Raw genomic sequence first — 13,898 nt, forward strand, 5'->3', positions numbered from 1 at the left:
CTGCTAACTTTGAAACTATCATGCAAAAAATTCTGGTAGCTAACCGAGGCGAAATTGCCATTAGGGTAATGCGTTCTGCACGCGAAATGGGGATCAAAACTGTGGCTGTTTATTCGGCCGCCGACCGTACCGCACTGCATGTGCGTTATGCCGACGAAGCCGTTTTTATTGGCGAGGCCCCGGCAAACCAATCGTATCTGGTTGGCGAAAAAATTATTGCTGCATGTAAGCAAACCGGTGCTACGGCTATCCACCCCGGTTATGGTTTCTTATCAGAAAATCCAGCTTTTGCAGCTATGGTACGTGAGGCTGGTTTAACATTGATCGGCCCATCGCCCGAGGCTATGGAAATTATGGGTAACAAGCTTTCGGCTAAGGCTGCGGCTTTGAAATACAATATTCCGATGGTGCCTGGCACGGAAGAGGCCATTACAGATGTAGCCGATGCCAAACTCCGCGCCATTGAAGTTGGTTTTCCGATACTAATTAAAGCCGCCGCAGGCGGCGGAGGTAAGGGGATGCGCATTGTAGAGCAGGCCGATGATTTTGAAGAGCAGATGCAACTGGCAGTTTCTGAGGCCACTTCGGCTTTTGGAGACGGTTCGGTTTTTATAGAGCGTTATGTATCATCGCCAAGGCATATCGAGATCCAGGTCTTGGGCGATACGCATGGCAATATTGTCCACCTGTTCGAGCGGGAGTGTTCGGTGCAACGCCGCCACCAAAAGGTGATAGAAGAAGCGCCGTCTTCGGTACTAACTGAAGAAATTCGCGCCGAAATGGGCCGTTGTGCGGTGGACGTTGCACGATCGGTAAACTATACCGGCGCTGGCACGGTGGAGTTTATTTTGGATGAGCAGTTAAACTTCTACTTTCTGGAGATGAACACCCGCTTGCAGGTAGAGCACCCGGTAAGCGAACTCATCACCGGCCTCGACTTAGTTAAGGAGCAAATTAAAATAGCACGCGGCGAAACCCTTAGCTTTAAACAAGAGGATCTTAAAATAAGCGGCCACGCACTCGAACTGCGTGTTTATGCTGAAGACCCGGCGAATAATTTTTTACCCGATATTGGTACCCTGCAAACCTACACTACGCCAAAAGGTCCCGGTGTACGTGTAGACGATGGTTTTGAGCAAGGTATGGAAATCCCCATCTATTACGACCCAATGATTGCCAAGCTGATTACCTACGGAGCCAATCGCGAGGAAGCTATAGAACGTATGATCCGTGCTATAGACGAGTACCAGATCACCGGTATTAAAACTACCCTTGGTTTCGGTAAGTTTGTAATGCAGCACGAGGCATTTACCAGCGGACAGTTTGATACACATTTTGTTAAGAAGTATTTTAATCCGGAAGTATTGGATGTTCACAAAGATGATGAAGTGCTAATAGCTGCATTGTTGACGGAGCGATTGCTGGGCGAAAAGTCGACAGCCCCGGTTAACGTTGTACATAATGGTGGTGGTAGTAATTGGGTTAAGAACAGGAGAGCGATTTAATTTAATGATTTGCTAATTTGGCAATTTGTTAATGTAGTCAGATCAAGGATAGAAAAAGAAACGCCTATTAGAATGCCCAACGAGTTTAGTGAGCGCGGTGGCCAGACAGAAAAGCGGGCCCAGCGTAGGGCTTGAGCATGGAAGCTTTTTTCTGTCTGGGCCACCGCGCTGGATTGTTCGATAATCGGGCGGATCGTTACTGAACATAAACAAATTACCAAATCGTCAAATTAACAAATTAAAGCACCAGTGCCTCCAACTCTTCAATAAACGCTACCTGAGCAATATTAATCTTCTCTTTTGCTGTATTCAGATCAAACCAGGCTGCTTTATCAACTTCTGGTACATCAATTAACCTACCTGATTTAGGCGGCCATTCCAGTTGGAAAACATTACTTACAATATTGTCGGCATCAGCATCGCCTTCTACCGCCCAGCAATATACTTGCTTGCCGCTTTTGAGCTTTACAGGTTTTAGTGCGAGAAAATTACCGTCTATACTTTGCCCGGTTTCTTCGGTGAACTCTCGTTGCGCGGCGGCTAACGGATCTTCATCGTCCAAAAATTCGCCTTTAGGAACAGACCAAGCGCCCCCATCTTTCTTAGCCCAAAAAGGCCCTCCCGGGTGCACCAGGAAAACTTGCAGTTGGTTATCAATATTTTTGTAGACTAGTATTCCGGCGCTTTGTTTGGGCATGTTTTTTTATTACTAAATATAAAACTTGTCATATCGAGCGCTAGCGAGATATCTTCTTCGCCCTGCTTTTTTAACTTTATTTACCGTATAAGATTTCTCCTATCATTCGAAATGACAAATTAGTGATTGATAAACTAACGTGATTATATTTAGTTTTGCAACAAATCAATCCGCCTCGCGGCGCTCCATATTATGTTCACCGGAATTATCGAAACTTTAGGCACCGTAACCGATCTGAAACACGATCAGGGTAATTTGCACATCACCGTTCAATCAACCATATCAACCGAATTAAAGATCGACCAATCGGTGGCGCATAACGGCGTTTGTCTTACGGTTGTGGCTTTGGCTGATGGCCTGCATACGGTTACCGCTATTGAAGAAACCCTGAACAAAACCAATCTCGGTAGCCTTAAAACCGGCGAGGTAGTTAACCTCGAGCGTTGTATGCAAATGAATGCCCGTCTGGATGGTCACATTGTGCAAGGCCACGTTGACCAAACTGCTACCTGTACTTCAGTAGAAGATATGGACGGCAGCTGGATCTACACCTTCGATTATGACCCTTCTGTTGGCAATGTTACTGTAGAAAAAGGTTCGATCTGTGTAAACGGCATCAGCCTAACCGTTGTTAACTCAACTGAGCACGGTTTTTCAGTCGCCATTATCCCTTACACGCACGAGCATACCAATCTGCACAGCGTTAAAGCCGGAGATAACGTTAACCTCGAATTCGACATTATAGGCAAATATGTTGCGCGTTTAATGCAACGCTAACGCTTCAGGTCTACGATACGTTTCTCGGTAAAGTCGATATAGTTTTTCTGCTTGTCGGCATCCTTTTTGGCGGTAAGGTATTTTTTGTAATACTTCACAGCTTGTGCAGTATCTTTCAGGTTGGTGTCGTATATGGCAGCCATGGAGTAATAAACCATTGGCAATTCGCCAAAAGTTAAACCGCGTTGGTAGGCTGTAAGGGCCTTTCTTGGCAGATGTAGCCTGTCATAGCAATCAGCAATCTCGCTATAATAACTATTGGTGTTTGGCGAAATCGCATCGTCGATAGCAAGTTGTAGATAGTATATTGCTTTGGTATCTAGCTTTAGGGCTTTGTAGCTCATGCCCATATAGTAATGTGAAGTCTCTGATTGGGTCTGGCTTGAGTCGAGCGCATGAAAGGTTATCAGGCAGTCGGCATATTTCTTCAAATTAAATTCAGATACCCCCTTGTAGCTAACTATTTGTGATGTCTTGGCATCCATATCTATCAATTTCTGACAAATGCTAATGGTTTCCGGATACTTTTTGAGCGTATAACAAACCTGCGCTTTTCCATCTAGTAATAATATATTGGCAGTATCTGCGCTTAATGCGCGGTCCAAAATCTTTTCTGCTTGTGCATTCTGACCGAATAGAATTAAAGCTGAAGAAAGGTCGTAGGCGACATCGCCACTTTCCGGATTAAGCGCGTTGGCTTTTTGCAGATATAAGAGATTGGCTGTTATATCGCCGGTAGTTTTTGATAATGTCGCCAGCTGACGGTAAACACTAAAGTTTGTACTGTCGATTTTTAAAATTCGCTTATAGTATTTAATTGCCTTCGGGTTATTGCCTCGGCGGGAGTTGATGCTGGCTATATTAATTAATGTAGCTACATTGTTTGAATCTACACTATAAAGTCGCTGATAATAACCTTCAGCATCGGGTAAGCGGCCAGCCATGTTAGAAGTGTAGGCCAATTGCGAGATGATCTTAGGATTCTCTACCGGCTCGGGATAGATCTTCTTTAAGTAATCTGCTGCCTCGGCATATCGCTGAGTCTGGTAATATTCAACCAGTAATGAATCTGTTTTTGCATCCTTCTGTTGAGCGAGAGATTGCAGCGTGATAGTGCAAAGAATAATAAGGAATAGTAGGTTTTTCATTTTACGATGATTTATAACTAAATTATTAGTTATAAATCGTTATCGCAAGAAAATTATTTTATTTTTTTCGCAAAAACATAAAGCTCAGAGCTTCTGCGAGGAGGATAGGCCATAAACAAGTAGAGACACAGTACTTTGTGTCTCTACGGTTAATATTTTGATCAGATATTTACTCTATACTCTTACCCTTCATGGCGTGGCTAATGGCCACATCCATTACGCGCTCAGCAAATGGGCGGGTATAATCATTCAATTCATCCAGTTTTTGGTGGATGATATCTTTATCGCCACCGGTTAACGCTTCCTGTAGGGCTTTAACATGTTCAACTGTCTGCGTAATTTCAGCTATAGAAAGATGTTCCCTGTTTTTCTCGATAAATCGATTAACGGTATATACTTGTTGTTCACCCTCTGTACGGGCTTCAATCAGCATGCGCTGGGCAACGTCGTCTTTGGCGTGGGTAATACTGTCAATCAGCATTTGCTCTACCTGATCGTCGGTAATACCATAGGTTGGTTTTACTTCAACCTCTTGTTTAGTGCCAGATCGTAGTTCAACGGCCTGAACTTTCAGGATGCCATCCGCGTTCAGCAAAAAGTTAATATCTACTTTAGGGAAACCTGCCGGCATAGCTGGGATGCCTTTCAGATCAAACTCGGCCAGTTTACGATTCTCCTTTACCAGGTCGCGTTCGCCCTGGTAAACGGTGATCTTCATGTTAACCTGGCCATCAACCGATGTAGTATACTGTCTGCCGGCTTTGGTAGGCACTTTAGAGTTACGCGGAACTATAACATCCATTAAACCACCCATGGTTTCGATACCCAAAGAGAGGGGGGTTACATCCAGCAATAAAATATCACTGCGGTTACCGGCTAAAATATCGGCTTGTAAGGCAGCGCCAAGCGCAACTACTTCGTCGGGGTTTACATCATCGTGTACAGCTCTGCCGAAAAATTCAGCAACTTTTTGCTTAACCAAAGCCGTGCGGGTTGATCCGCCCACCATAATCACTTCATCAATGTCAGTTATTGTTAAACCGGCATCTTTCAGCGCATTGCGGCAGGCATCAATGGTTTCATTCACTTTGCCCGAGATCAGTTCTTCAAACTTAGCACGATCAATGGTGCACCAGATCTCGCCGATCTTCTCGATGAAAATGCTTTGGTGCGCAAATGACTTTTTAGCTTCTTCGGCTTTTAAACGTATTTGCTGAACCAGCTCGCTATTGCTTTCGAGGGTGGCTTTATCAATCTTGTTCTCTGCAATCCAGTAATCGGCAATGGCACGGTCGAAATCGTCGCCACCCAAAAATGTGTTACCATTGGTAGACAGTACTTCGAAAATGCCATTCTGAATTTGCAGGATAGACACATCAAACGTACCACCACCTAAATCGTATACGGCAACGGTTTTAGTTTCTTCGGGGTTTAAGCCGATGCCATAGGCAAGGCTCGCCGCGGTAGGCTCGTTAACTATACGCAATACATCCAACCCTGCCAGTTTACCGGCATCGCGGGTGGCCTGGCGTTGCGAATCGTTAAAATAAGCAGGCACGGTAATTACCGCGCGTGTTACCGGGGTTTTAAGGGCATGCTCGGCACGCTCTTTCAGTTCTTTTAAAATCAGCGACGATAGTTCGATAGGGGTGTAGAACTTATCGCCGACTTTAATTTTTACCAGGCTTTCCGTATCGTCATCAATTACCTTGTATGAGAAAAAGTCCTGATAGTTTTCAATGTCTTTGTACGAGCGGCCTAAAAGGCGCTTTACAGAGAAGATGGTATTTGTAGGGTCTGTAGTTAAATAATCTTTAGCCTCATTTCCAACCGTAATATCGCCCGTTTGCCCAAAGTGGATAACCGAGGGCACTAACACGCCTTTACCGGCATCATTAATTACCAGCGGTTGCTTGTCGGGGTTGATAAAGGCTACCAACGAGTTGGTTGTACCCAAATCAATACCTACGATAATATCCTCTTTCTGCAATGAACCTGTTGCCAGGTTGATAGAAACTTTAGCCATGGTGTAAAACTACATTAACAAGCGGCAAATGTAATGAGTTTTGTCGTATGCACTGTCATAGCAGTGTATATTGGGTCTGAATCAGAATTTGCAGAATTAAAGGATTATCAGAATTATAAATATTAAATTCCGATCATTTTATAATTCTGTAAATTCGGGTTCAGATATACTGATGTTTAAAGCCATTTCCCCTAAAAAAATACTGTTTGTTGGTTTGTTTTCGGCCTGTGCCTTAGTTGCAAAAGCGCAGGAATTTGGTGGCAACCCGCCATCAATTAAATGGCGGCAGGTAAATATCCCGGCGGCACGGGTTATCTTCCCCAACGGGTTGGATTCTGTGGGCTTGCAAGTGGCTAATATCATCCAGCAAATGAATGGCGTTATTAAGCCCAGTATTGGTTACAGGCAAAAGCAGGTAAACATTGTGTTGCAAAACCAAACCACTATTAGCAATGGTTTTGTAATGCTGGCGCCATTCCGCAGCGAATTTTATTTAACCCCCGACCAAAATAGTTTTGAACTGGGTAGCCTGAGCTGGGCCGAGCAATTGGCCATACACGAGTTTAGGCACGTGCAGCAATACAATAATTTTAACGTTGGCCTGTCTAAAGCCCTTCACGTTGTGTTTGGTGAAAGCGGCCAGCTTTTGGGAAACACTATTGCCGTGCCCGACTGGTTTTTTGAGGGAGATGCCGTTTATAACGAAACCTATGTAAGTGACCAGGGTAGAGGCCGATTGCCGTATTTTTTTAATGGCTTCCATGGCTTGTGGGATGCCGGGAAAGACTACAGCTGGATGAAGCTTCGCAACGGATCGTACCGTGATTACGTGCCCGATTGGTACCCGCTTGGCTATATGATGAACGCCTACGGTCGGCAACAGTACGGACAAACTTTTTGGCGAAACGTAACGCACGATGCTGCGGCTTACCGCGGTTTCTTTTATCCTTTCGCAAAGGGTGTTAAAAGATATTCGGGCGTAAGCTATCCCGAATTTAGAAACAATGCTTTAAACTATTTTAAACAACAGATAGCTACTCCGGCTGATAAAGTTGTAGGCCCAAAATATGATAAAAACCAGCATTTTATCGCCAATAGGGAGTATCCGGCCGTTGTAAATGATAGTACACTGATCTACGTAAAGAGTTCGTATAAAAAGATCCCAGCATTTGTGGTGCTAAGGGGAAATAAGGAATCGAAGATTAGAGTTAAAGATCTATCGCTCGATAGGTATTTTAACTATTATAACGGCAAAATTGTATACGCTTCGTACAGGCCAGACATTCGCTGGGGTAACCGTAACTACAACGAATTAAAGGTGATCGATGTAGCTTCAGGTAAGCAAAAGAAGCTAACCCATAGCTCCAAATATTTTTCGCCCGCCTTTAGTGATGATGGTAAGCAAATTGTGGCTGTGCAGGTTGATGTATCGGGCAAAAGCAAATTGCACATCCTTGATGCTGAAACCGGGAAGTTGTTAGAAGAAGTGCCGGCACAACCCGGTATCTTTTACACTTACCCCAAATTTTATAGTGAGAATAAGATCATTGCAGCCGTAAGAAATCCGCAGGGCAAAATGACCATTGCTTCGATAGATTTAAAAACCGGTAATGTTGAGAGCCTATTGGCGTATAATATAGCACCGGTTGGATTTACAGCCGTACAACGAGACACCATTTATTTTACAGCCACAGAGGGCACTAATGATCGATTGTATGCTTTATCTATTACCGATAAAAAACTTTACAAGTTACAAAATGATACCCTGCAATACGGCATAGGCAATTATCAACCAGCTGTTGCAGGTAACAAGCTGGCATGGACCAGTTTCAGTGCGTATGGTTACCAGGTTCATCGGGCTGATAAGCAAAGTGTGACATGGCAACCCGTGGAAGCGCCATCAGTGCGGGTTTTACCAGATTATAAGATTACGGTATTGAAAAAGGATTCGGCAGCCGATTTGATGGCTAAGATAAAGCCGGAACCCTTGAAGATAAGTAAGTATAATAAGCTGCATAACTTTTTTAACTTTCACAGCTTACTGCCCGATTTTGAAGATCCGAATTACACGCTATCACTTGCTGGAGAAAACGTATTGAATACATTTCAATCATCCTTATCGGGTACTTACAATCGTAACGAGGGCTATAAAGAAGTAGGTTACAATGCGGTTTATGGAGCGCTGTTTCCTTTTATATCCGGAGGAGTAGATTACACCTTTGATCGTAAAGGCTACTATCGGGGCGAGAACATTTACTGGAACGAGGCCAGCCTACATGCCGGGTTACAGCTGCCATTTAACTTTAGCGAAGGCCGGTTTAGCAGATATTTAAGTGTTGGTAGCTCTGTTTATTACAACAGCACCCATTTTCAGGAAGCCTACCGTAGCCGGTTTGCAGATCAGAATTATACCTACCTCAACAACTATATCAACTTTAGCAACAGCATGCAGTCTGCCGTGCAGAATATTTATCCGCACCTGGCGCAATCAGTATCGTTGAGTTATAAAAAGGGGGTAATTAACGCCAGCAACTACCAGTTTTTAGCCACAGGTAATTTTTACTTTCCAGGTTTGGCTACTAATCACAACTTTGTGGTTGGGCTGGCTCATCAACAGCGTAGCGAAAATACGGTGATCGATTTTTCCAATAATTTCCCGTTCTCGAGAGGATATACTGTTTACAACCTCTACAAAATGGATAAGGTGGCGGTGAATTATCATTTCCCGATTGCTTATCCTGATGCAGGTTTTGCTAACCTGGTTTATTTTCTGCGGATTCGTGGTAATGCCTTTTTTGATTATACCAAAGGGCAGGATTTTTACACCAACGGCTCACCCTTTAAAGGTAATTTTCGATCGACGGGATTGGAAGTGTTTTTTGATACGCAGTGGTTTAACCAGTCGCCAATTACGTTTGGTTTAAGATATACCCATTTGCTTGATGAAGATTTGGGGAGCCACGGATCTAATAGGCTTGAGTTGGTTGTGCCGTTAACGATATTCTAATTAGGCTTCGTTAGCATTGGCCAATATCGTTTTTACACGATCTGCGTCTGTGCTTTCGAAGGTATAAAGATCATGATAACGGTTGCCCATCATAATATGGTCGTTATGGTAATCCATGCGGCTGGCGTTGCGCATTTTGGCCGATGTATGCACTTCGGTAACGCCCGTAAAGCGGACCAGATCATGCACATTATGTTCGTTAACGCCACTGCCAGCCATAATAGTGATACGGCCTGCGGCTTTCTCTACAAGGTGAGCTAATGTTCCGGCACCTTCAATGGCCGTGGTTTTGCCGCCAGATGTCAGTATCCGTTCACAGCCGATATCGATAATATCTTCCAGTGCCTGATAATAATCCGAGCATATATCAAACGCCCTGTGGAAGGTAACGCCAAGCCCGCCTTTAATTGCCTGATCTGCCAGTGCGCCGGTACGCTCTTTGTCGATGCTGCCGTCTTTTTTCAGCAAGCCAATTACAACACCATCGCAGCCTGCTTTAATACAGTTGGTAACATCGGCCTGCATAATCTCAAACTCGTAATCACTGTAAAGGAAATCACCGCCACGGGGGCGTATCAACGTGTAGATCTTTATATTTAAAAGTTTTCGCGCTAATAAAATCTGGCCATACGATGGGGTAGTGCCTGCTTCGTTAAGATTTTCACAAAGCTCTATTCTATAGGCGCCGCCTTGCTGGGCGGCCAATGCCGACGCAACAGAGTTGGCGCATATTTCGAGCGTGATAGGGTTGTGCATAAAGGGCAGATTTAAAAGTAGTTATACTAATATACGTAGGTTTATTTATAAAAGCTTTCGCCTTTAATCAGAGTTTTTTGATTCTCTGCATTGCACACAGCATAACTAAAACCTTCCTGTATGGCATAAGCACCATATTCGCCCTTTTTGTTAATGGCTAAAAAGCCTACTTGTATTTGTTTAGCTGTCTCCGGTTTCTTTTTGATAATGCGTTTAACCGCTTCCTCGCAAGCCTCCTGCGGCGAATGGCCCTGGCGCATCAGTTCAACCACTAAAAAGCTTCCTACGTTACGGATCACCTCTTCGCCCACACCGGTAGAGGTTGCGCCGCCCACTTCGTTATCCACATATAAGCCTGCGCCAATGATAGGGCTGTCCCCCACACGGCCGTGAAGTTTCCAGGCCATGCCGCTGGTGGTGCAGGCGCCAGAGATGTTGCCTTTAGCGTCAAGCGCCAGCATGCCGATGGTATCGTGATTGTATTTGTTACCCAGTTTATAATCTTTGTTTTCGCTGTTGATTACAGGGGCATACTTGGCCGTTTTCAGCCACTCTTTCCAGGCTTTTTCAGATTCGGGCGTTAGCAGTTTTTGCGCTTTAAAGCCATGTTCTACCGCAAATTGGCGTGCACCATCGCCTACCAGCATTACGTGCGGGGTTTTCTCCATTACTAGGCGAGCAACAGAAATAGGGTGGTCAATATCTTCAATGCCTGCCACAGCACCGCAGTTGCCTTGTTCGTCCATAATGCATGCGTCGAGGGTTACATGTCCGTCGCGGTCGGGATAGCCCGCTTTGCCTACGCTGTGGTTATTCATATCTGCTTCGGGGATACGTGCGCCGGCTTCAACAGCGTCCAACGCGCGACCGCCGTTTTTAAGAACCGACCAGGCTGCCTGGTTAGCAGCTACACCAAAATCCCAGGTGGAAATCACCACAGGTAAGGTTGATTTTAAGGGTTCGGACGTTTTTGCCATTACTTTGTTGGCAACTGATGAAAGGTATGCGCCGGCTGCGGCAACAGTAATAAACTTACGACGGTTTAACATAGTGTACTAAGATATAATATAGGATGGCAACGGAAAAATTATCACAAGAAAGATACGGTACAATAAACTTACCGTTCGAAACGCATACGCATACCCGAACCATATTCTACCAGCTTGCCGTTTTCGTAGGCTAAATTGCCCGACACAAAAGTGTGCGTAATACCCGATTTAAATGTGGTGCCTTCAAACGGGCTCCATTTACATTTATAAAGAATGTTGTCTTTGTTTACTGTCCAAGGCTTGTTCAGGTTTACCAGCACCAGGTCGGCCCAGTAACCCTCGCGAATAAAGCCGCGTTTTTCGATATTGAAACAGATAGCCACATTGTGGGCCATTTTTTCAGCAATCTGCTCCAGGCTGATTTTGCCTTGATGGTGTAGTTCCAACATAGCGGGCAAAGCATGTTGCACCAGCGGGCCGCCCGATGGGGCTTGCAGGTAAGCCTGCGCTTTTTCTTCGGCGGTATGCGGAGCGTGGTCGGTAGCTATTACGTCGATATGGCCGTCGAGCACAGCTTTCAATATACCGTCGCGGTCTTCGGCAGTTTTAACAGCCGGGTTCCATTTAATAAGGTTCCCTTTGGTAGCGTAATCGGCATCACTAAACCACATGTGATGTATACACGCTTCGGCAGTAATGCGTTTTTGGGCAAGCGGGGTAGTATTATCAAATAAATGCGTTTCGCGCTCGGTAGAAATATGCAGAATATGCAACCTGGTGTTATGCTTTTTAGCCAGCTCCACCGCCATTGACGACGACAGGTAGCAAGCCTCGGCACTGCGAATTTTTGGGTGAAATTTTATAGTGAGGTTTTGCTCGCCAACTAATTGTTTATAGTGGGCAAGGTTTGCCTGTATGGTGGCTTCATCCTCACAATGTGTGGCTATCAACATTGGCGCTTCGGCAAATAAGTGCTCCAGTGTTTTAGGATTATCCACCAGCATATTACCGGTTGATGATCCCATAAACACCTTGATGCCGCAAACATTAGTGATGTCGGTTTTTAAAACCTCTTCCAGGTTATCGTTAGATGCACCCATAAAAAACGAGTAGTTCGCCAATGATTTTTCAGCTCCTAACTGATACTTCTGCTCCAATAATTCCTGTGTTAGGGTATTGGGCACGGTATTAGGCATCTCCATAAAAGATGTAATCCCCCCGGCAACGGCAGCGCGCGATTCGGTATAAATTTCGCCCTTGTGGGTTAAGCCCGGCTCGCGGAAATGCACCTGGTCGTCAATACAACCTGGTAGTAGATACAAACCTTCGGCGTTGATTTCCTCATCGGCCTTCACATCAATTGTGCTGTCAATACGTTCAATGCGGCCTTCCTTTATAAGTAGGTCGGTAGTAAACTGTTTGTTTTCGTTAACAATGGTGGCTGATTTTATGAGGATAGATGACATAGAAGCAAAGATAGTTTAAGAGAGTCAAGAATCGAGAATCGAGAATCAAGATTTTTGAAAACCCAATCTATTAAAAGGAAGAATTTGCCCCGATTCTGGACGCTCGATTTTCAATTCTTTTAAGTTCTCGTCCCGACTCTTGATTCTCGATTCTTGACTCCCTTGAAAAACCCTATCTTTGCACCCATGGCTGTAGTTTTTGAAGATTTTGATTTTAACCGGCAGATATTGAATGCAATTGCCGATGCCGGTTACACCGAGGCTACGCCTATTCAACAGAAAGCCATCCCGCCGATATTGAATGGGCAGGATGTGATGGGTATTGCGCAAACCGGTACGGGTAAAACCGCTGCTTATGTGCTGCCTATGATTATGAAGCTGAAGTACGCACAAGGCGAGCATGCACGGGGCCTGGTTATTGCCCCCACGCGCGAGCTGGCTATGCAGATAGAGGAAAATATTAAAGCATATGCTAAATATACCGATCTGCGCACGGTGATATTGTACGGTGGCTTGGGGCCAAAAACTCAAATTGAGGCTTTAAAAAAAGGTGTTGATATTATTGTGGCCACGCCAGGCCGATTGATGGACCTTTATTTAGAGGGGCATATCAACACCAAACCTTTGCAGATTTTGGTATTGGACGAGGCCGATAAAATGATGGATATGGGCTTTATGCCACAGATCAACCGCATTTTAGAGGTTGTTCCACGCAAGCGCCAGAACCTGCTGTTTTCGGCTACCATGTCTGAAAAAATTCAAACCCTGGCAGGTAATTTCCTGGAGTTTCCAACGGTTATTGAAGTTACACCACAAGCCACGCCGGCACAAACGGTTGAGCAGAGCATTTATATGGTGCCCGGGGTAAAAACCAAGATCAACCTATTAAGGTATTTGCTGGATCATACCGAAAACATCCAAAAGATGATCATTTTTTGCAGAACCCGTGTTTCGGCAGAAGATGTTTACAAGTTTTTGGTACGCAAGTTTGACGACCAACAGGTTAAGGTATTGCACGCCAATAAGGGACAAAATACGCGTATCAATTCTATCAACGCCTTTAAAAACGATGAGGTTAAAATTTTAGTAGCTACGGATGTGGCTGCCCGTGGTATCGACGTAAGTAACGTAAGCCATGTGATTAACTTCGATGTACCTGTGGTTATCGAAGATTATGTGCACCGCATTGGTCGTACCGGTCGTGCGTATAATAAAGGTGAGGCAATAACTTTTTGTACGCCGTCTGAAGATTACTACATGAAAAAGGTGCAGCGCCTTATCAAACAAACTATTTTGGTTAACGAGCTGCCTGCCGATGTATTTGTAGAACAACCCGGTTACGAAGAACGCCAGGCACAGGCCCGCGAAATTGATTTGCAGAAGCGTAAAGAGAACCCCGATTTTAAAGGAGCTTTCCACGAAAAGAAACTCTCTAACACCAAAGAGGGCGCTGATGCCCGTAAAGCCTATCAGAAAAAGCTTAAAGATGCCTCCAAAAAGAAATATTACAAGCCCAAAAGAAAATAA

The 13,898-nt window shown here is 44.7% G+C and carries 10 protein-coding genes; 4 read left to right on the plus strand and 6 right to left on the minus strand.

What is annotated here, in order from left to right; all coding sequences use genetic code 11:
* Positions 1-20 precede the first annotated feature (20 nt).
* On the plus strand, positions 21-1,505 hold the full coding sequence (gene accC, locus GSY63_RS06450) for an acetyl-CoA carboxylase biotin carboxylase subunit (RefSeq protein WP_166584969.1): 1,485 nt from the start codon (positions 21-23) through the stop codon (positions 1,503-1,505).
* Between the two features lie 238 nt (positions 1,506-1,743).
* On the opposite strand, the gene GSY63_RS06455 is transcribed toward accC, so the two are convergent.
* Positions 1,744-2,202: an NUDIX domain-containing protein gene (locus tag GSY63_RS06455; RefSeq protein ID WP_166584970.1), complete on the minus strand. Its 459-nt coding sequence runs from the start codon at positions 2,200-2,202 to the stop codon at positions 1,744-1,746.
* 192 nt (positions 2,203-2,394) lie between these two features.
* Between GSY63_RS06455 and GSY63_RS06460 the strand changes: the two genes are divergently transcribed.
* Entirely contained in the window at positions 2,395-2,979 is a 585-nt protein-coding gene (locus GSY63_RS06460; protein ID WP_166584971.1) for a riboflavin synthase, read from the plus strand.
* Here the strand turns inward: GSY63_RS06460 and GSY63_RS06465 are convergent.
* Together GSY63_RS06465 and hscA are read right to left on the minus strand one after the other, a co-directional pair.
* A complete protein-coding gene (locus GSY63_RS06465; protein WP_166584972.1) occupies positions 2,976-4,127 on the minus strand; it encodes a tetratricopeptide repeat protein in 1,152 nt (383 codons plus the stop codon). The two genes, GSY63_RS06460 and GSY63_RS06465, sit on opposite strands and share 4 nt — an antisense overlap.
* 169 nt (positions 4,128-4,296) lie before the next feature.
* Positions 4,297-6,153 (minus strand): Fe-S protein assembly chaperone HscA, encoded by a 1,857-nt coding sequence (hscA, locus tag GSY63_RS06470; RefSeq protein ID WP_166584973.1) that lies wholly within the window; start codon positions 6,151-6,153, stop codon positions 4,297-4,299.
* Positions 6,154-6,325: 172 nt separating this feature from the next.
* On the opposite strand from hscA, the gene GSY63_RS06475 reads away from it, so the two are divergent.
* On the plus strand, positions 6,326-9,160 hold the full coding sequence (locus tag GSY63_RS06475; protein ID WP_166584974.1) for a TolB family protein: 2,835 nt from the start codon (positions 6,326-6,328) through the stop codon (positions 9,158-9,160).
* On the opposite strand, the gene GSY63_RS06480 is transcribed toward GSY63_RS06475, so the two are convergent.
* The 3 genes from GSY63_RS06480 to GSY63_RS06490 all read right to left on the minus strand — a co-directional run bounded on the left by GSY63_RS06480 (position 9,161) and on the right by GSY63_RS06490 (position 12,371).
* Positions 9,161-9,916, minus strand: coding sequence for a copper homeostasis protein CutC (locus tag GSY63_RS06480; RefSeq protein ID WP_166584975.1), 756 nt, complete (start codon positions 9,914-9,916; stop codon positions 9,161-9,163).
* Between the two features lie 41 nt (positions 9,917-9,957).
* Positions 9,958-10,965, minus strand: a complete 1,008-nt coding sequence (locus GSY63_RS06485; protein WP_166584976.1) for a N(4)-(beta-N-acetylglucosaminyl)-L-asparaginase — start codon at positions 10,963-10,965, stop codon at positions 9,958-9,960.
* Between the two features lie 68 nt (positions 10,966-11,033).
* The gene (locus tag GSY63_RS06490; protein ID WP_166584977.1) at positions 11,034-12,371 is read right to left on the minus strand and encodes a dihydroorotase; all 1,338 of its coding nucleotides are present in this window, start codon (positions 12,369-12,371) and stop codon (positions 11,034-11,036) included.
* Positions 12,372-12,557: 186 nt separating this feature from the next.
* Here GSY63_RS06490 and GSY63_RS06495 point away from each other — a divergent pair, with 186 nt between their 5' ends.
* Complete coding sequence (locus GSY63_RS06495; RefSeq protein ID WP_166584978.1) at positions 12,558-13,898, plus strand: DEAD/DEAH box helicase; 1,341 nt, start codon at positions 12,558-12,560, stop codon at positions 13,896-13,898.

Source organism: Mucilaginibacter agri (assembly GCF_009928685.1).
Classification (GTDB): Bacteria; Bacteroidota; Bacteroidia; order Sphingobacteriales; family Sphingobacteriaceae; genus Mucilaginibacter; species Mucilaginibacter agri.